The sequence below is a fragment of the Nocardiopsis sp. FIRDI 009 genome, from assembly GCF_003386285.1.
Classification (GTDB): Bacteria; Actinomycetota; Actinomycetes; order Streptosporangiales; family Streptosporangiaceae; genus Nocardiopsis.
This window is the reverse complement of record NZ_QPNC01000024.1, coordinates 64,513-85,425: the sequence shown is the minus strand read 5'-3', so window position 1 is coordinate 85,425 and position 20,913 is coordinate 64,513. Positions and strand designations below refer to the sequence as shown.

At 70.1% G+C, this 20,913-nt stretch carries 18 protein-coding genes and 1 tRNA gene; 12 read left to right on the top strand and 7 right to left on the bottom strand.

From position 1 onward, the window contains the following. Nucleotides 1-773: 773 nt before the first annotated feature. The 7 genes from DVR05_RS20525 (at nt 774) to DVR05_RS20495 (ending at nt 7,944) form a co-directional block, all read left to right on the top strand. The gene (locus tag DVR05_RS20525) at nt 774-3,467 is read left to right on the top strand and encodes a transglycosylase domain-containing protein (protein ID WP_232832236.1); all 2,694 of its coding nucleotides are present in this window, start codon (nt 774-776) and stop codon (nt 3,465-3,467) included. A 278-nt stretch (nt 3,468-3,745) separates the two neighbouring features. Beyond that, nucleotides 3,746-4,036 carry a 30S ribosomal protein S6 gene (gene rpsF / locus DVR05_RS20520; protein ID WP_116247529.1) on the top strand — a complete coding sequence of 97 codons (291 nt, stop codon included), beginning with the start codon at nt 3,746-3,748 and terminating at the stop codon, nt 4,034-4,036. 121 nt (nt 4,037-4,157) lie between these two features. After that, entirely contained in the window at nt 4,158-4,733 is a 576-nt protein-coding gene (locus DVR05_RS20515; RefSeq protein WP_116247528.1) for a single-stranded DNA-binding protein, read from the top strand. Nucleotides 4,734-4,844: 111 nt separating this feature from the next. Further along, on the top strand, nt 4,845-5,081 hold the full coding sequence (gene rpsR / locus DVR05_RS20510; protein WP_075925898.1) for a 30S ribosomal protein S18: 237 nt from the start codon (nt 4,845-4,847) through the stop codon (nt 5,079-5,081). 28 nt (nt 5,082-5,109) lie between these two features. After that, the gene (rplI, locus tag DVR05_RS20505) at nt 5,110-5,556 is read left to right on the top strand and encodes a 50S ribosomal protein L9 (RefSeq protein ID WP_116247527.1); all 447 of its coding nucleotides are present in this window, start codon (nt 5,110-5,112) and stop codon (nt 5,554-5,556) included. A 200-nt stretch (nt 5,557-5,756) separates the two neighbouring features. Then, nucleotides 5,757-6,590, top strand: coding sequence for a peptidoglycan recognition family protein (locus DVR05_RS20500; RefSeq protein ID WP_116247526.1), 834 nt, complete (start codon nt 5,757-5,759; stop codon nt 6,588-6,590). 283 nt (nt 6,591-6,873) lie between these two features. Further along, the gene (locus tag DVR05_RS20495) at nt 6,874-7,944 is read left to right on the top strand and encodes an ArsO family NAD(P)H-dependent flavin-containing monooxygenase (RefSeq protein ID WP_116247525.1); all 1,071 of its coding nucleotides are present in this window, start codon (nt 6,874-6,876) and stop codon (nt 7,942-7,944) included. Between the two features lie 199 nt (nt 7,945-8,143). Here DVR05_RS20495 and DVR05_RS20490 read toward each other — a convergent pair whose 3' ends face one another. Beyond that, nucleotides 8,144-9,493, bottom strand: a complete 1,350-nt coding sequence (locus tag DVR05_RS20490; RefSeq protein WP_116247524.1) for an MATE family efflux transporter — start codon at nt 9,491-9,493, stop codon at nt 8,144-8,146. Between the two features lie 349 nt (nt 9,494-9,842). Here DVR05_RS20490 and DVR05_RS20485 point away from each other — a divergent pair, with 349 nt between their 5' ends. Next, a complete protein-coding gene (locus DVR05_RS20485) occupies nt 9,843-13,721 on the top strand; it encodes a replicative DNA helicase (protein WP_116247523.1) in 3,879 nt (1,292 codons plus the stop codon). A gap of 101 nt (nt 13,722-13,822) precedes the next feature. Here the strand turns inward: DVR05_RS20485 and abc-f are convergent, their stop codons facing one another. The 6 genes from abc-f to upp all read right to left on the bottom strand — a co-directional run bounded on the left by abc-f (nt 13,823) and on the right by upp (nt 18,836). Beyond that, nucleotides 13,823-15,487 (bottom strand): ribosomal protection-like ABC-F family protein, encoded by a 1,665-nt coding sequence (abc-f, locus tag DVR05_RS20480; RefSeq protein WP_369974562.1) that lies wholly within the window; start codon nt 15,485-15,487, stop codon nt 13,823-13,825. A gap of 538 nt (nt 15,488-16,025) precedes the next feature. Next, on the bottom strand, nt 16,026-16,250 hold the full coding sequence (locus DVR05_RS20475; protein WP_116247521.1) for a hypothetical protein: 225 nt from the start codon (nt 16,248-16,250) through the stop codon (nt 16,026-16,028). 373 nt (nt 16,251-16,623) lie between these two features. Beyond that, nucleotides 16,624-17,133, bottom strand: coding sequence for a PH domain-containing protein (locus DVR05_RS20470; RefSeq protein ID WP_116247520.1), 510 nt, complete (start codon nt 17,131-17,133; stop codon nt 16,624-16,626). 22 nt (nt 17,134-17,155) lie between these two features. Further along, complete coding sequence (locus DVR05_RS27125) at nt 17,156-17,320, bottom strand: hypothetical protein (protein WP_170293704.1); 165 nt, start codon at nt 17,318-17,320, stop codon at nt 17,156-17,158. A gap of 205 nt (nt 17,321-17,525) precedes the next feature. Beyond that, on the bottom strand, nt 17,526-17,768 hold the full coding sequence (locus tag DVR05_RS20465) for a hypothetical protein (protein WP_116247519.1): 243 nt from the start codon (nt 17,766-17,768) through the stop codon (nt 17,526-17,528). Between the two features lie 414 nt (nt 17,769-18,182). Further along, complete coding sequence (upp, locus tag DVR05_RS20460) at nt 18,183-18,836, bottom strand: uracil phosphoribosyltransferase (protein WP_116247518.1); 654 nt, start codon at nt 18,834-18,836, stop codon at nt 18,183-18,185. Between the two features lie 323 nt (nt 18,837-19,159). Here upp and DVR05_RS20455 point away from each other — a divergent pair, with 323 nt between their 5' ends. The 4 genes from DVR05_RS20455 to DVR05_RS20440 all read left to right on the top strand — a co-directional run bounded on the left by DVR05_RS20455 (nt 19,160) and on the right by DVR05_RS20440 (nt 20,770). Continuing rightward, the gene (locus tag DVR05_RS20455) at nt 19,160-19,660 is read left to right on the top strand and encodes a tRNA adenosine deaminase-associated protein (protein WP_075925907.1); all 501 of its coding nucleotides are present in this window, start codon (nt 19,160-19,162) and stop codon (nt 19,658-19,660) included. 42 nt (nt 19,661-19,702) lie between these two features. Then, the gene (locus DVR05_RS20450; RefSeq protein WP_116247517.1) at nt 19,703-20,188 is read left to right on the top strand and encodes a tRNA adenosine deaminase-associated protein; all 486 of its coding nucleotides are present in this window, start codon (nt 19,703-19,705) and stop codon (nt 20,186-20,188) included. Nucleotides 20,189-20,192: 4 nt separating this feature from the next. Then, on the top strand, nt 20,193-20,675 hold the full coding sequence (locus DVR05_RS20445; protein ID WP_116247516.1) for a nucleoside deaminase: 483 nt from the start codon (nt 20,193-20,195) through the stop codon (nt 20,673-20,675). A gap of 10 nt (nt 20,676-20,685) precedes the next feature. Continuing rightward, nucleotides 20,686-20,770, top strand: a tRNA-Ser gene (locus DVR05_RS20440). The last annotated feature ends 143 nt before the right edge of the window (nt 20,771-20,913 follow it).

Here is a 20,913-nt window from a genome sequence, read left to right as displayed (position 1 = left end):
CCGGGTGACACGCGGGTACGGTCCGCGACGCCCGGCCGGTCACGCCGGCGTCCGGCCCGCCGGTCCGCGTGGAATCTCACACGGGGTCGCCGCGCCCGCGCGCTCCGCCCCCGGTCCGGCCGTCCGGCGGGTTCGTCCCCCGCCGTGCCCGTTCGTTCCGTCGAGCGCGTTACCCTCGCGCGTGGGTTGTGCTATACCGTTCCATCGCTCTAACGTGACCTGTGATTTGCGTGCGCGGCCAGGAGCACCCCGGACACCGTCCCCGCCGCGGCGGCGTCCTGCCGGAGTAGGGCACCGGCACGGGGTTCAGCCCACGCAGGCCAACGATCAGGAGGAAGCAGCGGCCAACGTCTTCGCGACCCGTTGAAAACCCGCGCGCGCGTTCGGGCGTCCTTCCGACAAGCCTCCGACGACGGGCGCACCCGCGGAGTCGGACGTCAGGGAGCCGACCCGCGCCGGTCACCGCGGACGGGTCGCGGACCACTGATCCCCCAGGGGGACCTCCCCCCGTTCCACCCAGGAATCGTCAGGCCGACCGGCCGTGAGAGGCAATCGAGGACCACGTGAGTACCGAACGACGACGGAATGCCGATGGCGGCCGTCGCAGGGCCGAGGGCCCGGGCGACGGTCCACGAGGCGGTGGACGGCGCAGGGCGGACGGCCCGCCGCCGGGAGGACGCGCGGGTGGCCGTCGGCGCCCCGACGACGAGGGCGGATTCTTCGGTGACGGCCCCGCGGAGCGGCCCCGACGGCCCCGTCCCCAGCCCGACGGGATGCGCGCGGGGGGCGATCCCCGCAGGCGCCCCGACGGTCAGCGCCGTCGTCCCCCGGAGGGCGGCGAGCGGCCCCGGCGCAGGCCGCCGGAGGACGGGGACCGTCAGCGTCGCCGTCCCGAGGGCGACCGTCCCCGTCGTCGTCCGGAGCCGGCGGCCGCGGACGGGGGCGCCGCGGGCGGTCGTCGGCGTGCCAACGGTCCGCGTGACCCGCGCGAGCGGGAGCACCGCGCCCGCTCCGAAGGCGGCGGCCGCGGTTCCGGTCGGGGTGGTCCCGGCCGGGGAGGTCGCGGGTCCGGCGGTGGTGGCGGCGGACGTCGTCGCGGGCGCCAGGAGGAGCCGGACGACCGTCCGTGGATCAGGCGGGCCTGGTCCAAGACCTGGAAGCCGCTGCTGGCCTTCTGCGGGCTCATGATCATCGGCGGCGTGGCCGCCTTCGCGGTCCTGTACGCGATGGCCCCCGACGCGCAGGAGCTGCAGGACGCGGCGGAGGAGCCACCCTCGGCCACCCAGATCTTCTGGGCGCCGGAGGAGGAGGGAGCCGAGCCCGAGGTCGCGGTGACCACCGGTGACGTCCAGCGGGTCACGGTGACGCGGGAGGAGATCCCCCCCGCGGTCGTCAACGGCGTGCTCGCCGCCGAGCAGCGGTCCTTCTACGAGGACGGCGGCATCAACTTCAGGGGAATCGGGCGCGCCGTCGTGACCGGAGGGTCCGCGGGCGGCGGCTCCACCATCACCCAGCAGATGGCGCGCAACTACTACACCAGCGAGCTCAGCACCGAGCAGACGATCAGCCGGAAGATCAAGGAGATCTTCATCGCGATCAAGCTGGACCAGCAGGTTCCCAAGGACGAGATCCTCACCACCTACCTCAACACGATCTACTTCGGCCGCGGCGCCTCGGGCGTCGAGATGGCCGCCGAACGCTACTTCGACAAGGACCTCGACGAGCTGACCGACGCCGAGGGCGCGTTCCTGGGCGCCATCATCCAGCAGCCCAGCAGGTTCGAGAACGTCAAGGAGGGCGACGGCTACTGGTACGACTACCTCACCGGGGAACGCTGGGACTACATGAGGGAACAGCTGGCGCTCATGTACGAGGAGACGGGCGGCGAGCGGGGGCTGCCCCGCGATGAGGCCATGGCCCTGGAGCTCCCCGAGCGGGTCGAGTACAACCCCGAGGCGACCGGTTCGGGCGACCCCAAGTTCGGCTACGTCCGCCAGGAGGTGATCAACGAGATCATCGCGCGTTACGACGGTGTCGACGCCCAGGCCCTCGCCACCGGTGGCTACCAGGTGCAGACGTCGCTCGACCCCGACCTCATGGACGCGGCCCGGATGGCCTTCGACGAGGCGCTCCCGGCCGTGGCCGGGTTCGACCAGAGCCTCCTCATGGAGGGCCTGACCGCCGTCGACAACGAGACTGGTCAGATCCTGGCGTTCCACGGCGGGGACGACGTGGTGACGGACCCGGAGAACTCCCTCACCCACGTGGCCCAGGCCGGGTCGTCCTACAAGCCCTACGTGCTGGTGACCGCGCTCAAGCAGAACATCAGCATGGAGACCACGTTCAACGGCGACTCACCGCAGACGTTCGCGGGTGTGGGCGAGGTGAGCAACGCCGACCACCGGAGCCGCGGCGCCGTCAACCTGATCGAGTCCACGGCCGACTCCATCAACACCAGCTACGTGCACGCGGCCGAGGTGGTCACTGCCCCGGCGGTCGAGCAGACGGCGATCGACCTGGGTGTGAACCCGATCCACACGGAGAGTTCCACCACGTCTCCGCTCATCGCCCTGGGCACCCACGTCGTGAGCACGTACGACCAGGCCAACGCGTACTCGACCATCGCCAACGGGGGCACCAGCATCCCCGCGCACATGGTCGTCGAGCTGCGCGACGGCAAGGGGAACGAGGTGGAGCCCAACGACGCGGACGCGCTCCAGGGCGACCGGGTGATCAGCCCCGACATCGCCGCCGACGCCACCTACGCGATGCGCCAGGTGGTCGAGGCCGGCGGTGGCGGTCGCGCCGCCCTCGCCGACGGGCGTCCGGTGGCGGGCAAGACGGGTACGTCGAGCAACGCGGTGTCGGCGTGGTTCGTCGGGTACACGCCGCAGGTGACGACGGCGGTCAGCCTGAGCCGGCACGACAATGGAAAGCTGGCCTTCGAGGGCATCCCCAACACCTCCGTCTTCGGTGGCACCACCTCCGCCCTGGTGTGGAAGCACTTCATGGACACCGCGATGGCGGGCATGGAGGTCCGGGACTTCCCGCCGCGCGCGAACGTCGGCGAGGTCGAGGACTTCGGTCCGAGCCCGAGCCCGAGCCCGAGCGAGAGCCCGTCGGAGGAGCCGAGTGAGGAGCCGAGCCCGAGCCCGAGCAACGACGACGTCTGCGATCCGGACCGGCCCGGGAACGGCAACCCGAACAACCCGAACAACCCGGACTGCCCGGACGGCGGTGACCCCGGCGAGTGCGACCCGACGGATCCCCTGTGCGAGGAGCCCGATCCCGGTGGCGGGGACGACGACTGCGATCCCATCTTCGACTGGAACTGCCCGGACCCGACCGAGGACCCCACGGACGAGCCGACCGACGACGGTGGTGGTGACGGCGGCGGTACCGGCACCGGCACCGGTAGGCCCGGCGGCGGCACCAACGCCATGATCCGCCCCTCACGGGAGGACTGACCGGACCGTCCGGCCGTGAGAGGAGGGCCGGTGCGCGGGGGCGACCCCGCGCACCGGCCCTTCGCGTGTCCACGGCCCCGCCGAGTCTTCTTGTCGACTTGTCCACGGGTATCCGCGACACCGCCGATCCGGTGCGTGCCGACTGGTAATCTTGGCTCCCGTATGGCTCAGAGTCCGCACGGTGCCCCGCTCGCAGGGAGCGGAACCGGCCCCGGGCTCCTGACCTCCTGCCATGGAGATTCCATGGCCGCGACAGTCCAGAGGAGGAACGTACGCCTATGCGTCGTTACGAAATCATGGTCATCCTCGACCCCAACCTCGACGAGCGCACCGTCGCCCCGTCGCTGGAGAACTTCCTGGGTGTCGTCCGCAACGACGGCGGCTCGGTCGAGAAGGTCGACATCTGGGGCAAGCGCCGTCTCGCCTACGACATCGACAAGAACGCCGAGGGCATCTACGCCGTCATCGACCTCACCGCCAAGCCGGACACGGTCAAGGAGCTGGACCGCCAGCTCGGCATCAACGAGTCCGTCCTGCGCACCAAGGTCCTCCGGCCCGAGGTCCACTGACGGGGCGTTCCCGCCCGCACCCCCCGCCGTCCCGAGACGTCCGTAGTGTCACTAGCGGCACGGATGATCGGGGGAGCAGGCGACCCCGCCTGATCCGACTATCTCGAACCGGAGCCGATCCATGGCAGGCGAAACCCAGATCACGCTCGTCGGCAACCTCGTCGACGACCCTGAACTGCGCTTCACGCCCAGCGGAGCCGCGGTCGCCAACTTCCGTGTGGCGTCCACGCCGCGCACCTTCGACCGCCAGTCGGGTGAGTGGAAGGACGGCGAGTCCATGTTCCTCACCTGCACCGTCTGGCGGCAGTACGCGGAGAACGTGGCCGAGTCCCTTCAGCGCGGTATGCGCGTCATCGTGCAGGGCAGGCTGAAGCAGCGCTCGTACGAGACCCGTGAGGGCGAGAAGCGGACCGTCTTCGAGATCGACGTCGACGAGGTCGGCCCGGCCCTGCGCAGCGCCACCGCCAAGGTGACCAAGACGCAGCGCCAGGGCGGCGGCTTCGGCGGCGGAGGCGGCGGCGGTTTCGGTGGCGGCCAGCCCCAGGGCGGCGGCTACGGGAACCAGGGCGGCGGCTTCGGCGGCCAGCAGGGCGGCCAGGGTGGCCGACCCCCGGCCGACGATCCGTGGGCGACCAACGGCGGTGGCGGTTTCGGTGGTGGCGGCGGCGGAGGCTTCTCCGACGAACCGCCGTTCTGACCGGCCGCGCCCGCACCCGGCCCGGTGTCCGCCTGAGGACGCCGAGTCACTTTCCACTTGTCACAGACCATCCCCGGGAGGACCCCGGGGCTCTTGCGAAGGAGCACCACGATGGCGAAGGCGGCAGCTCGCAAGCCCAAGAAGAAGGTTTGCCTTTTCTGCCAGGAGAAGCAGTCCTACATCGACTACAAGGACACCACGCTTCTCCGTAAGTTCATCTCCGAGCGCGGAAAGATCCGCGCCCGCCGCGTCACGGGTAACTGCACCCAGCACCAGCGCGACGTCGCGACCGCGATCAAGAACGCGCGCGAGGTGGCCCTGCTGCCCTACACCAGCACCGCGCGCTAGCCGGGATTTTCCGAGGGAGGTTTTTGTCGTGAAGCTGATCCTGACCCACGAGGTCAACGGTCTCGGAGCCCCCGGCGACGTCGTCGAGGTGAAGAACGGCTACGGCCGCAACTACCTGCTGCCCCGCGGGTTCGCCATCCGGTGGACGCGCGGCGGTCAGAAGCAGATCGACCTGATCCAGCGGGCGCGCGCCGCGCGTGACATCCGCAGCCTGGACGAGGCCCGTCAGGTCGCCGGTCAGGTCGGTGCGCTCACCGTGCGCCTCAAGCAGCGCGCCGGTGAGGGCGGTCGTCTGTTCGGTGCGGTCAAGCCCGCGGACATCGTCGAGGCCGTGAAGGCCTCCGGCGGTCCCGAGCTGGACAAGCGCCGGATCGAGATCAAGAACCCGATCAAGTCCGTCGGTGCCCACAAGGTCCAGGTCCGCCTGCACCCCGAGGTCTCCGCGCAGATCAAGCTGGACGTCGTCGGCGTCTGAGCTGATCCGTCCGACTCGTCGGTACCCCGCTTCTCCACGGGAGAGGCGGGGTATCCGCGTTTCAGGACCGTGTCGTGGGTGGGGTGCCCGAGACACGCCAAGGAACCGGAACGCACTCTTTAGTTACTCATTGTAACTTATCGTGTTCTCTGTGTTGGTATCACGCATAGTGACGCCCCGCACGGAGAGGACGACGAACCATGTCCGGTCACAGACGACCCACTCCTGACCATCCGCCACTCGTGGATCGCAGAACCATGCTCCGGGGGTCCGCCCTGGCGGCCGGGGGAGTGCTGCTCGGTGGAACGATGGCCGTGTCCGCGACGGACACGGCCATCGCCGCGGTGCGGCCCAAGGTGTACAAGCGGTCCGACTGGGGGGCGCGTCGGCCCAAGACGTCGGTCGACATCCTCGATCACCCGCCGACCCACATCGTCGTGCACCACACGGCCACGCCCAACACGTCCGACCTGTCGAAGTCGCACGCCGCCGCGCTGTCCCGGGCGATCCAGCGACACCACATGAACAACAACGGGTGGAACGACACCGGCCAGCAGCTGACGATCAGCCGGGGCGGTTACATCATGGAGGGGCGGGACAGGTCGCTGTCGTCCATCTGGGACGGCAGGCACGTGATCGGGGCGCACACCGCCAACCACAACTCGCACACGATCGGGATCGAGAACGAGGGCCTCTACAGTTCGGCCAAGCCGCCGGGGAAGCTGATGGAGGCGCTGGTGGAGACGTGCACCTGGCTGTGTCTCGTCTACCAGCTCAACCCGGCCGACGCGATCGTCGGACACCGGGACTTCAACGCGACCGCGTGCCCCGGTGACAAGCTCTACTCGATGCTGCCCGAGCTGCGCAGGGACGTGGAGTCCAGCCTGCGGGAGAAGCTGCGGCACCTGAGCCGTGTCGCCGGTACCGAGTTGACGCTGGAGAAACTGCCCAGCTACCCGCCCACCCCGAACGGGGAGCGGAGCATGCCCTTCTACCACGGCCCGGCCCTGGGGGAACTCGACGTGTCCGCCTGACCGCTTCCGGAACCGGGCGGACCTCCGGGGGCCGGGGCCATCCCCCACCCCAGGCTCCCGACGCCCGTCGACATGTGGTGATCACGCTTCGTCGCCTTGTCGACCTGTGGCTTCGCCGACACCGGTCACCGCGCCCCGTTCCTCGTGCCGCTCATGGGTCGCACCTCTCCGCGCGACCGCCAAGGGCGGGGTGCCGGGACGACGCCGACCACGTCCCTGGGAGGCTGGCCGGTACCGGGCGCACGGAAAGGGCTCCCGGGGTCAGGCACCGCTGGGAGGACACGTGGACACAGCCGCCCGTACCGTCGATGTCGCCGTGATCGGGGGAGGCCCGGCGGGGCTGGCCGCCGGGTACTTCCTGCGGCGTGCGAAGGCGGATTTCGTCATCCTCGACGGGCAGGGGGCGCCGGGCGGGTTCTGGAACGGGTCCTGGAGCGGGTACTGGGACTCCCTGCGGTTGATCTCCCCCGCCGAGCACAGCTCCCTGCCGGGTTGGCGGATGCGGACGGAGCGGGGGCAGGAGCTCCCCTCGGCGCGGCACGTCGCCGACTACCTGGCCGAGTACGAGAGCCGCCACGAGCTGCCCGTGCTCCGGCCGGTGACCGTGACCGGGGTGCGCCGTGCGGACGGAGCGCTGGAGGTGGTCAGTCCCGCGGGAACGTGGCACGCCCGGCACGTGGTCAGCGCGACCGGGACCTGGCGCCGTCCGTACACGCCCGACCACCCCGGTCGGGAGCTCTTCGCCGGCCGACAGCTGCACACGGCCGACTATCGCAGACCTGAGGAGTTCGCAGGTCAGCGGGTGGTGATCGTGGGCGGCGGCAACTCCGCCGCGCAGCTTCTGGCCGATCTCTCGGAGGTCGCGCACACCACGTGGGTCACCCGACGCCCTCCCCGGTTCATGCCCGACGACGTGGACGGCCGCGTGCTGTTCGACGCGCCCACCCGGCGCGCCCTGGGCGGGGGAGTGGACCGGGGCGCGGGCTCCCTCGGTGACATCGTCATGGTGCCCGGCGTGCGCCGCGCACGGGACCGGGGCGCGCTCAAGGCGGAGCCGATGTTCGAGCGGTTCACCCGGACCGGCGTGGCCTGGGCCGACGGTAGCGAGGCGGAGGTCGACGCGGTCGTGTGGTGCACGGGGTTCCGCCCGGTCCTGGAACACCTGGCGCCGCTGGAGCCGTTCGACGCCGACGGCCGGATTCCCGTGGACGGAAATCGCAGCCTCCGGGAGCCGCGGCTGCACCTGATCGGTTACGGGGACTGGACCGGGACCGCCTCCGACACGCTGGTCGGCGCGGGCCGCACCGCCGAGGCGGCCGTCGCCCGGATCATGGCGGCCCTGCGCGAGGAGTAGGTCCACGACACGGCCGGGGGTTCCCGGCGCCCGACCCGGGACGTCCGGTGCCGTTCGGCCCCGGTGAGCCGCCGCGACCCGGAGCCGCACGGGTTCCGGGTCCGTTCGAAAACGTCGCTCGGGGAGGCTAGAAAGGGGGACACCCGCGCGCCCACATCCCGACCCTTGCACCGGGCGCGCGGGGTTCCCACGTCGGGGCTCAGGGGCGGGTCGCCCCGGTGACCAACCAGGCCGTACCCCGCGCCCGGACCCCGAGCGTGACCGCGCGGGCGAGGATCCACACCGCGAACGCCGTCCACAGGCCGACCAGCCCCCACAGTTCGGTGGTCGCCCATCGGGGCAGCAGCAGGGCGAACGGCAGGAAGGTCAGCATCGTCCACAGCGACGCCCACGCCAGGTAACGCTGGTCTCCGGCGCCCATCAGCACGCCGTCCAGGACCATCGTCACCCCGCTCAGGGGTTGGAGGAGGGCGGCGACCACGAGCGTGGCCGTGATGAGGACGCGAACCTCGGGGTCGGTGGTGAACGGGATCGGTGCCCAGGGCAGCACGGCGAACACCAGCACCATGAACACCAGACCGAGCAGGACACCCCACTCGACCATGCGCCGGGTCGCGTCGCGGGTTCCGGGCACGTCCCCGGCCCCCAGGTAGCGGCCGACGATCGACTGACCGGCGATGGCGATCGCGTCCATCGCGAACACGAGCAGCGCCCACACGTTGTAACTGACCTGGTGGGCGGCGATCGACTCGTCGCCGAGCCGTGCGGCGACGGCCGTGGTCACCAGGGCCACCACCCGCATCGACACGCTGCGCAGGAACAGCGCGAACCCCGCCGCGGCGGAGGAGCGCAGTCCACCCAGGCTGGGTGCCAGGGACACGCGCTCGCGCCGGGCGGCACGGGCGATCGTCGCGACGTACCAGAACGCCCCGCCTCCCTGCGCGATCACCGTCGACCAGGCCGAACCCGCGATCCCCCAGTCGAGGACCAGCACGAACACCGCGCACAGCGCCGCGTTGCCCACGTACGAGGCGACCGCGACCACCAGAGGGGTGCGGGCGTCCTGGAGGCCCCGCAGAACCCCGGTTCCGGCCATGACGATCAGCAGGAACGGTGTACTCAGCAGACTGATCCGCAGGTAGGTGAGCGCGTACGGACGGACGTCCGCCGAGGCGCCCAGCATGTCGACCAGTACCGGCCCGAGCGGCCAGCCGATCGCGACGGCGGCCACACCGAGCAGGAGCGCGAGCCAGAGGCCGTCGACGCCGTCCCGCATCCCCCCGGGAACGTCCCCCGCGCCGAACCTCCGGGCGACCGCCGCCGTCGTGCCGTAGGCGAGGAAGATGCACACCGCGACCAGGGTGAGGAGCACCTGGCTCGCCACCCCCAGCGCGCCGAGCGCGTGGGTCCCCAGGGTGCCGACGATCGCCGTGTCGGTCAGCAGGAACAGCGGTTCGCTGACGAGGGCGAAGAAGGTGGGGATCGCCAGAGCCAGGATCTCGCGGTCGTGGCGGTGGCGGAGCGGGGCCGCCGAGAGGAGTTTCGGCATGACCCCGCCACAGTACCGGACAGGCGTTCGACGGCTGTTGAGAGGTTGTCCACAACCCCTCCGAAGCCTGTGGATAACTTGTGGAAACGGGGGTCGTGAGACATCTTTCACGTCTCGGGTCACGCTGCGTTTTCGCAGGTGGAAGCCGGTATGTGTGGATGTGGGGAAAGTTATCCACAGGTGATGTGCACAACCGTCGTCCCGGATGCCCGGCACAACACCGGAGACGGTGGTAAAGGACGGGCACACAACCCGCTCCGCGGCGTCCCCGCTCCCGGCCATACGGCATGCTGGAGAGGTCGGTCCGCGTCCGGGCCCGACACGAGGCACGTCCCCTGGGAGAGAGTTCGTGAGTGTTGCCGAGCCACCGCCCGAGACAGGCGGATACGAGCGCACACCCCCGCACGACATCCAGGCGGAGCAGAGCGTGCTCGGCGGCATGCTCCTCTCCAAGGACGCCATCACCCAGGTCGTGGAGATCATCCGGTCCGCGGATTTCTACCGCCCGGCGCACCAGATCATCTACGACTGCATCGTCGACCTCTTCTCCCGGGGCGAACCGGTCGACGCCATCTCCGTCAACGCCGAGCTGACCAAGCGCGGCGAGGCCACCCGGGTCGGCGGCGCCACCTACCTGCACACGCTGACCGAGGCCATCCCGACCGCGGCGAACGCGGGCTACTACGCCAAGATCGTCTCCGACCGCGCCGTGTTGCGCCGACTGGTCGAGGTCGGCACCCGGATCGCCCAGATCGGGTACGCCGGGGACGGCGAGGTGGACGACCTCGTCGACCACGCCCAGGCCGAGGTGTACAAGGTCGCGGAGAAGCGTACGGGCGAGGACTACGTCATCCTCGGCGACGTCATGCCCGGGGCCCTGGACGAGATCGAGGCGATCGGCGCCCACGACGGCACGCTCACCGGTGTGCCGACGGGCTTCGCCGACTTCGACGCCCTGACCAACGGTCTCCACCCCGGCCAGATGATCATCATCGCCGCCCGTCCGGCTATGGGTAAGGCCCTGGCGCTGGACACCCCCATCCCCACCCCTGAGGGCTGGACCACGATGGGCGAGCTGCGGGTCGGTGACGAGGTGCTCGCCGCCGACGGCACGCCCACGCGGGTGGTCGCCGCCACCGAGGTGATGGTCGGTCGGCCGTGCTACGAGATCACGTTCGACGACGGAACGAAGGTCGTCGCTGACGCCGAACACCAGTGGTTGACGGACACGCGGGCCTCCCGACGGGCCGCGCAGGAGGCGCGGAACCGGGGAGACGCGACTCCCCGCGTGCTGCCCGCCGTGCGCACGACCCGGGAGATCGAGCGGACGCTGCGCCTGGAGACGGCCGACCGCCGGCTGAACCACTCGGTGTCCAACGCCGAACCCCTGGACCTTCCGGAGAGGGAGCTGCCGCTTCCGCCGTACTTCCTGGGGGTGTGGTTGGGTGACGGCGCCTCGGCCGCGGCACGCGTCACCACCGCCGACCCGGAGGTCCTCACCAACATCGAGGCCGAGGGCCTGGTGACCAAGCCGGTGGGGTCCACCGGGATCACCTATGAGGTGTTCCTGCCGGAGGAGGACACCACGCCCGTCGGACGAACGTGTGTGGTGTGCGGTACCGTCTTCACGCCCAAGCTTCCGTACGTGCGCAGTTGCGGACAAGCCTGCGGAGGGAGGGCACGGTTCGTCTCCGAGCCGGTCCCGCACACCAGATGTGCGGACTGCGGTCGCCCGTGCTTCGGCCGGTCCCGCTGCCGTGACTGCATCCGCGACCACGGCAGCGTCCAGGCTCTGCTCCGGACGATGGGTGTCCTCGGTGACAAGCACATCCCGGACGCCTACCTGCGAGCCTCGCTGCGACAGCGCCGGGCCCTCCTGGCCGGGCTGTTGGACAGCGCCGGCAGTGTGAACGCCGACGGTTCGGTCCGGTTCGCCGTCACCGGCGAACGCCTCGCCAACGACTTCCGTGAGCTGGCGCACAGTCTTGGTCATCGCACGGGAATGTTCGACAAGCAGGTCGGTGGACGCGGTGAGCGCTCCTCCACCCGCTACACGATCACGTTCGATTCCCGGTACGAGGTCTTCGGAATCGAAGGCAAGCGGGCGGCGCACCGAGAGCGCGGTGAGGGACGACGGTACCGTCGGATCGACTCCAGGTTCATCACCGGCGTGCGCCGGGTGGAGAGTGTCCCGGTCCGCTGCATCCAGGTGGAGCACCCGGATCAGCTGTTCCTGGCGACCAGGTCGATGATCCCCACCCACAATTCGACCCTGGCCCTGGACTTCGCCCGGTCGGCGTCGATCAAGCACAACATGACCTCGGTCTTCTTCAGCCTGGAGATGGGGCGCAACGAGATCGTCATGCGCCTGCTCTCGGCCGAGGCGCGCGTGGCCCTGCACACTATGCGCTCCGGCCAGATGACCGACGACGACTGGGCCCGCCTGGCCCGCCGGATGGGCGAGGTGGCCAGCGCCCCGCTGTTCATCGACGACTCCCCGAACATGTCGATGATGGAGATCCGGGCCAAGTGCCGACGGCTCAAGCAGCAGCACGACCTCAAGCTCGTCGTGGTCGACTACCTCCAGCTGATGACCTCGCCCGGCCGGGTGGAGAGCCGTCAGCAGGAGGTCTCCGAGATGTCCCGGTCCCTCAAGCTCCTGGCCAAGGAGCTGGAGGTTCCGGTCATCGCGCTCTCGCAGCTCAACCGCGGTCCGGAGCAGAGAACCGACAAGCGCCCACAGGTGTCCGACCTGCGGGAGTCGGGATGCCTCCCCGCTGACACGAGGGTGTTGAGGGCCGACACCGGGGCTGAGACGACCATTGGCGAGCTCTACCGCACCGGTGAGCGGAACGTCCGGGTGTGGTCCCTGGACGAGCGGCTGCGTCTCGTCCCCCAGACGATGACCCATGTGTTCTCCAGCGGCGTGAAGGAGGTCTTCCGGCTGAGGTTGGCCTCGGGCCGTGAGGTCCGTGCCTCCGCCAACCACCCTTTCCTGACGCTGGACGGCTGGAGACCTCTGGAGGATCTGAGCGTCGGCAGCCGGATCTCGGTGCCCCGGCACGTTCCGGCGCCGGTCGCGGTCACAAAATGGCCTGACGCCGAGGTGGTCATGCTCGCGCACATGATCGGTGGCGGGTCCTTCGTCCGGCGCCAGCCGACCCGCTACGCGAGCGTCGACGAGGAGAACCTCGCCGCGGTGGCCGAGGCGGCGGAGCACTTCGGTGTGAGGGCGGTACGGGACGAACACGCGGCCGCGGGTGTCACGACGCTGCGGTTGCAGGCGCCTTTCCGGCCCACGCACGGGAAACGCGACCCCGTCGCGGCCTGGTTGGACGGCCTCGGACTCTTCGGGCTGCGCAGCCACGAGACATTCGTCCCCGAGGGGGTCTTCGGCCTCGCGGACGACCAGATCGCCCTGTTCCTCCACCATCTGTGGGCGACGGACGGTTCCGCGCGGTGGGACGCGGGGAACGGTCAGGCCCGCATCCACTACGCGTCGACGAGTCGGCGGCTCATCGATGGTGTCGCTCTGCTCCTCGCACGCCTCGGGGTCATGAGCCGGATCGAGGCGACTGGTGAGGGTGGGCGCAGGGTCTGCTACCGCCTGCACATCACGGGGGCCGACGACCAGGCGAGGTTCGCCGAGGTGGTCGGATGCCACGGCGCCCGTGGTGAGAGCCTCGCGGTGTGCGCCTCCGAACTGGCCGCGAGGAAGGGCGGCACCGACCTGGACACGATCCCCGTGCAGATCTGGGACCGGGTTCGCGTGACGCTTCAGGAACAGGAGATGACGCACAGGGAGGTCGCCACGGCGACGGGGACGGCCTTCCGCGGTAGCTCGCCGTGGAGGACGGCACCCAGCCGTTCCCGGCTCTCACGAGTGGCCGGGGTCCTCGACGACGCCGACCTCGATCTGCTCGCCACCAACGACGTCTTCTGGGACGAAGTCGTGGCGATCGAGTCTCTGGGAGAGCAGGAGGTCTTCGACGCCACGGTCCCGGGTACGCACAACTTCGTCGCGGACGGCGTCAACGTGCACAACTCGATCGAGCAGGACGCGGACATGGTGATCCTGCTGTACCGCGAGGACGCCTACGACCAGGAGTCCCCGCGGGCGGGCGAGGCGGACATCATTGTGGCCAAGCACCGTAACGGCCCCACCGCCGACGTCACCGTGGCCTTCCAGGGCCACTACAGTCGCTTCGTCGACATGGCACCCGGATAGACCACCGGGGCGTGCCGCCGCGCGCCACGCCCCGGGGTATCGGTCGGTCTCTGTCTCGTTTTATGGTCAAGCCGATTTGTCGACAAAGAGTCATGCCGACATCACTCCTGGTGAGTGTCGCTGATGATCGCCCCCTCCCAGAGCTGCAGGTGCCGTCCGGTGAAGCGGGAGCGGGTCCGGCGGTCGTGCGTGACGATCACCAGCGTCCCCGTGTAGCGGGTCAGCGCCTCCTCCAGATCCTCCACCAGGCCGGGGGAGAGGTGGTTGGTCGGCTCGTCCAGGAGCAGCAGGCCGTGGACGCCCGACGTCAGCCGGGCCACCTCGATCCGGCGCCGCTGTCCCACGGAGAGTTCGGCCACCGGCCGGTCCAGGTCCCCGGGGCGGAAGAGCCCGAGCGAGGCGAGTTCGTCCCGGTACTCGTCCGGATACCCCGGGCGGCCCGCCGCGTAGGCGCCCAGGACCGTGGTGGCCGCGGTCGGCGGCACCTCCTCCTGCCGTAGGTGGCCCACGCGTCCGGGGACGGTCACCGTTCCGGACCCGGGGGCCAGTTCCCCGGACAGCAGTCGCAGGAGCGTGCTCTTGCCCGCTCCGTTCGGGCCGGTGACCAGGACGCGTTCGCCCTGGGCCAGCTCCAGGCGCGGCACGTGGATCCGGTGGCCGACCGACACGTCCTCCAGGACGGCGGCGGGGGCGCCGCCCGCCTCGGCCGCGTCGAAGCCGGCGGTCATCCGGAGCGGGACCGGCGGCGGCGCCACCGGGTTCTCCGTCAGCCGGTGCAGACGCTCCTTCGCGATGCGGATCCGGCTCCGGGCTCCGTGGTCGCGGCCCCGGAGTTTGAACGCGCCGTGCCCGAAGGCGGCCTTGGCCATCTTGCGCGGGATGCCGTCGAGGCGTTGGGCGTTGGCGTCCGCGAGCCGACGCTGACGCGCGACGTCCATCGTCCACTCCTCGTACTCGCGGATCCAGCGGGCGCGGGCAGCGGCCTTCGCCGCGAGGAACCCGTCGTAGCCGTTGCCGTACCGGTTGATCCGGCGGGCCTCGCGGTCGACCTCCAGGACCGTGGTGGTCACCCCGGCGAGGAAGGCGCGGTCGTGCGTGACGGCGACGACCGTGCCCCGGTGCCGTCGGAGCCGCTCCTCCAACCAGGCGACCGCGCGGTCGTCGAGGTCGTTGGTGGGCTCGTCGAGCAGCAGGAGCTCGGGCGAGGCCGCCAGCATCGCGGCCAGGGCCAGCCGCGAGCGCTCCCCGCCGGAGAGCGTGCGCAGCGGACGGTCGCGGTCCAGGCCGGGCAGGCCCAGCCCGTGGAGGCCCGCGTCGACGCGGGCGTCGGCGTCGTAGCCTCCGCGCGCCTCGAACTCGGCGACGAGGTCGCCGTAGGCCGTCAGCTCCTCGGGTGTGGCGGAGCCGAGGGTGGCCTCGGCCGCGTGGATGCGGGCCTCCAGGTCGCGCAGGACGGACAGCGCGGAGTCGACGGCGTCCGCGACGGTGCCGGTCAGGACCCCGCCGGAGACCCCGTCCAGGGTCTGGGGCAGGTAGCCGATGCCGCCCGGTGCGCTGACGGTGAGTTCCCCGTTGTCCGGCTCCTCCACGCCGGCGAGCAGTCGCAGGAGCGTGCTCTTGCCCGATCCGTTGTCACCGATGACGCCGACGCGTTCACCGGGGCTGATGGTGAGGTTCGCGCGGTCGAGAACCATGTGGTCCCCGTAGCGCTTGGTGACCTCGGTGAGGTGGAGCTGGGACGTGGACGGGTGCGGTGCGGTGAACAAGGCGGGCCTCCTGATCCGTGGTGTGAGCCTGTTGTGGGCGGGGCCGCGAATCGGTGGGGTGCCCGTGTGACGAGGTTTCGGACAGGAACACACGGCCATCGCGGGTGCGTGTGAGCCTGGGAAGACGAGTTCGTCGAGGCTGCCCTGATCGACCGCGGTTCGGTGACGCCGACGGAGCCGCGCCGCCGGGTGGCGGGCGTGTGTGCTCGGAACGTGGGCGTCTGGCGCGGGATGACAGGAACTAGATCAGCCTCATGGTGCAAGACGATACGTCTCGTCTCGTCTGACGTCAATCCAGGGCGAGTGAGACCGGTATCACTCTTTGGATGGCGTTGGGGGCCTACTTCCGGACAGTCGAATCTCCATTAACGGCTAAGCCGATTTGTCGACAAAGCGGTTCGGGGTGTCCGGAGGAGCCCGGCGGAGGCCGGCCCGGGGCCTGGAACGGCGAAGGGCCGCCCCGTGGGGACGGCCCTTCGTGTGTTCGTCGTGGTCGGCGTCGGCGGTCGTGTCCGCCGCGGCGCCCGGGGGCGGCTCGTCAGAGCCAGCGCGCCTCGGGGCGGGTTCGGCCGTTCTCGTCGGTGACCAGTACCCAGTGCATGATCGGGTGTCGCGACGTCGTGGTGTCGGCGCCCTCGCGCGGCTGCGGGACGCACGCGGTCCTGTTCGTCAGGCGCTGTCGGGTCCCGGACGCGGTGCGCGTGCGTCGGCGGCTGGTCGTGGAGCGAGCGGGGCGCGGCGCACGTTCTGTCCTGCGTGCCATGAGACCCTCCTCGTTTCCGCATCAGATGGTACGAGTTAACCCTATGTTCACCTAAGAGTCAATCCGTATCCCCCGTGGAGGCTTGCGGGGAGGGCGCGGTCGCTCCTCGTCAGATGGCCGGGCTGCAGTCGGGTTCAGGGTTTCATCCCAGTTCAGGGGGATTCTCTGGGGATGAGTCCCGGTGCCGCGGCGGCGGGCGTGTGAGATGGGGAACTGTGGTGCCGAGGCAAGGTGAACGGAAGGTTAACAACAGCCGAATCAGAGCCGCGCGCACCGCCCGGGGAGGGGCCCGGGCCGCGCACGGAACCCCGCAGACACGAAGGGCACCCACCTCCGCGGTGGGTGCCACACGTCTTCCGCCGGTGCGCCCGGGCTACTCCTTGAAGATCAGACCCACGACCTCCAGGTAGAGCTGTTCCGGGTAGGGAATGAAGTTGATCTTGCTCAGCGCCTGGTCCTGACCCGCGGACTCCATCACGAAGGTGCCGTACCCGAGGAAGCGACCCAGCAGGCTCCGCTCGAACCTCATGTCGGTGACCTTGCCCAACGGCATCATGTTGACCTGCCGCGTGATCAGCCCCGTCGTCAGCAGCAGGCGGGCCGACGTGATGACGAAGTAGTCGACCGACCACTCGGCGACGCGCCAGACGAACCACACCAGCACCAGCAGCCACAGCCACCAGATGATCGCCAGCGCCGCGCTGTCGGCGGCGATCGATGTGTTGCTGAGGATCCCCGCGGCGATCAGGGCGCCGAGGACGGCTCCGACCGGGCCGATGAGGACCGCGGGATGGCGCCTGATGGTCACGACGTCCTGCTCGTGGGGCAGGAGGTAGCGGTTGACCGACGCAGGAGCGCTGTTACTCGACGCTACGAGCCGCATGGAACCGGACCCAACTCCCCCACTACGGCAGCAGCGCGTTGACGAAGCGGGACATGGACTCTGCGCCGCCCATCAGGCCACCCAGGGCGCTCTGGATCACTCCAGCGGCGCTTTCCGGTTGCGTGAGCAGATAAAACGCCACGAAACCGATGAGCGCGTAGCCGCCCCATTTCTTCAACTTCGCCACGACTGACTCCTTTTGGAATCCACCTGACCCACCGACCCAGCAGTGATTGTTCCATTGACGGTCATGCCCGTAAAGCCTGGGGTGCACCCTCGGCGTGGCGGTATGTCGGCCGTTCGACGACTTGTGGGCTCTGTCCGGTTCCGGTGGTGTTGGTAATCCTGGAACCGACGGTCCGGAAAGCGGGCGCCCCCGTGGGGCGGGGCCGCTAGCGCTGTTCGGCGAAGGCCAGGGCCAGGACCTGGAGGTGTTGTCGGGCGATCCGTTCCACGAGCTCGGGGGCGGCCGACCCGGTCACCTCCTGGGCGCCGTGTCTGGCGGCGTCCACGCACCGGGTGACGGTCGCGGTGTGGTGCACCCCCGAGAACTCCGACGCCAGCCGGCTGACGACGGGGCCGTAGTGCGGGTCCGGGGTGAGCTCGGTGGTCGTGGAGGCGGAGGTCTCGGTCATCTCACTCCTTGTGGGCCGTGGGGGGTGGATGGCAAAGCGTGGTCGGTCGGGGGCTTTGGGTAGTCGCCTCCGGGGTGCGTGGACCGTCCGTCGGAACCGGGCGGCACGAGCTGGGGGCGGACCGTGCCCGGTTGGTGGTTCCGGGCGGGGGTCGTGGAGGTTACGGGTGGCCAGGAACCATGATCACTCTCGTCTGTTACGTTCCCATCTCAAAACGAATTCGGCTAATGCAAAGCCGTGTCGTCGGTTGCGTCGTGCTCGGTCGCTACCAGGGGCGACACGGCGCCACAGTCTCTCTGCCCGATTTTTGGCTGTTCATTCACTCCGTACAGAAAAGAACCAAAAAGCACCCAGCCGGTGGCCCGGCTGGGTGCTGACGCCTCGTGTGGCGGATGTGGTCCGTGGTCTCCGAAGTCAGGCGCAGCCGTACAGCCGGTCCCCGGCATCGCCCAGGCCAGGGAGGATGAAACCGTTCTCGTCGAGGCGCTCGTCCACCGCCGCGGTCACCACGCGCAGGGTCGCGCCGTGCCCGGGGTCGAGGGTTTCGGTCAGCTTCTGCTCCACGGCTCTGAGCCCCTCGGGGGCGGAGAGCAGGCAGATCGCGGTGATGTGGTCGGCGCCGCGCTCCACCAGCAGCTTGAGTGCCGCCGCCAGCGTGCCGCCCGTGGCCAGCATCGGGTCGAGCACGTAGCACTGGCGTCCGGACAGGTCCTGCGGCAACCGGTCGGCGTACGTGGCGGGCTGGAGGGTCTCCTCGTCGCGCGCCATGCCGAGGAAGCCCACCTCGGCCGTGGGCAGCAGGCGGGTCATGCCGTCGAGCATGCCCAGGCCGGCCCGGAGGATGGGCACCACGAGCGGCGTGGGGCGCGACAGCTGTGCCCCCGTGGTCTCCACGAGCGGCGTCCGGATGGTGACCTCGGTCACCCGAACGTCCCGCGTCGCCTCGTAGGCGAGCAGCGTCACCAACTCGTCGGTCAGGCGCCGGAAGGTCGGGGAGTCGGTCCGCACGTCGCGCAGGGTGGTCAGTTTGTGCGCGACCAAGGGGTGGTCGACGACCAGGGTTTCCAAAGCGTTCTCCGGTTGAGCTGGGATAACGGGACGATGGCTGGGGAGGTTTCGGCCAGCCCGAGTCTAACCGTGCGTCCCACCCCGGAGGGGGGCCGACCGCCGGGCCCACCGCCCTTCGCGGCCGTCGGCCGCGGCCGGAACGCGGACAGGGGCGGAAAGAGTGCCCCGACGGGTGACCGGACACCCGGTTCTCATGAGAACGTGGGCGCGTTGACGGGTGACAAGGGCGAGCCCGGAACCGAAGTGATCGTTACCATGTCAGTCGCACGGGCGATCAGGCGTTCCTTCGCCCGCACCGATACACCGGCCGGGTTGGGGTGACGATGACAGTGCTCGATCATGGCGACGACGACTCGGGGGACTTCGCGGCCGTCGCGTACAGAGAAGAGGACTGCTGGGACGTCGACCTGCTCCCGGTGGCCCTCACACACGACCTCAAGGGCCTCATCCACGCGCTCCGCCAGCAGCCGAGCATCAGCGGCTCCCTCGGGCTCGTGGCGGTCGGGGACGACTTCTTCATCATCGTCCGGGTCTACGGCGAGGAGGTCTCGCTGTTCCTCTCGGACGTGACCGCCTCGGTCGACTGGCAGGTGGCGCGCGACGTGCTCGACTACCTGGACATCGACCTGCCCGACGACGACGATCTCGACCAGGTGCTGCCCGCCGGCGACCTGTCGATCGTCGCCGATCTGGGCCTGGACGAGATGGAGTTGGGCGCTCTCGCCGGAGACCTCGACCTCTACCCGGACGAGGTGCTCGCCAGCGTCTCCGAACGCCTGGGATTCGCGCAGTCCTTCCAGCGTGTCCTGGACGGTATGGGGTAGGGCAGACCTGGAGAACCACCACGGAGAACAGGAGAGCACGAGGTGCCGACCTTCGCAGCTGTCTTCGCTCCCAACGGTAAGGCGTGGCGGGGAACCGAGGTGGACCTCGGGGACGTGGACGTGATCGACGACGTCACCGACCTGATGATCGACTTCGCCGTCGAGCGGGGGAGTGACCTCTCCCTTCTGCTCGTGGAGGCCGACGACGAGTGGTTCGCCATCGTGCGGGCCGAGGAGACCGGTGATCCCCACGTCTACCTGTCCGACGCCCGGATGGTGCACGACCATCCGCTGGCGATGGTGCTGGCCGAGGCGGGCGGCCTCGTCGAGCCCCAACCCCAGGAGAGCGCGGGGGCGCGGCCCAACCCGGTGCCGACCGGGGACGGTGACCTGCTCACCGATCTCGGGGTGACCGAGGACGAACTCCGCTCGCTGTCGACCGGAGGGGGCGTCCTGCCCAGCGACGCGCTGGCGGTCGTGGCCGAGCGCGCCGGCTTCGGCGAACTCCTCGACGGTATGCGGCTGTGACCGGGTGATCGGACGGGACGCCGCGGACGCCGCGCTGCGGTTGGCGGTCGAGGAGGGCGAACGGGCCCTGGAGACGGGGGACGTCCCCGTGGGCGCCGTGGTGCTGGACGCCGACGGCTCCGTCCTGGGGGCGGGCCGCAACGAGCGTGAGGCGACCGGTGACCCCACGGCGCACGCCGAGGTGCTGGCGCTCCGGGCGGCGGCGCGTGCGCGCGGTGAGTGGCGGCTGAGCGGCTGCACGCTGGTCGTCACGTTGGAACCGTGCACGATGTGCGCGGGGGCGCTGGTGCTGGCGCGGGTGGACGGGCTGGTCTACGGCGCGCGGGACGCCAAGGCGGGGGCGGTCGGATCGATGTGGGACGTGGTGCGCGACCCCCGACTCAACCACCGTCCGGAAGTCCTTCCGCCGGATCTGGTCAGCGAGGACGTCGCCGAACGGTGCTCCGATCTGCTCTCCCGGTTTTTCGCACGCCGTCGTATCCGGTAGAGTTCCTCTCGGTGGAGTCGCCTAGTGGCCGATGGCGCCCGCCTCGAAAGCGGGTAAGGGGCAACCCTTCGAGGGTTCAAATCCCTCCTCCACCGCACGAGGCCGACGTTCACGCAGGTGAGCGTAGGGCCGGTAGAGGTAGCGAAGGCCGGTTGGTCCGGGCCGGTGCACATTCAGTGCACATGGTTCGGAGCGACCGGCCTTTCGCGTGTCCGGGGTCAGTTCCCGGGGTTTGGGC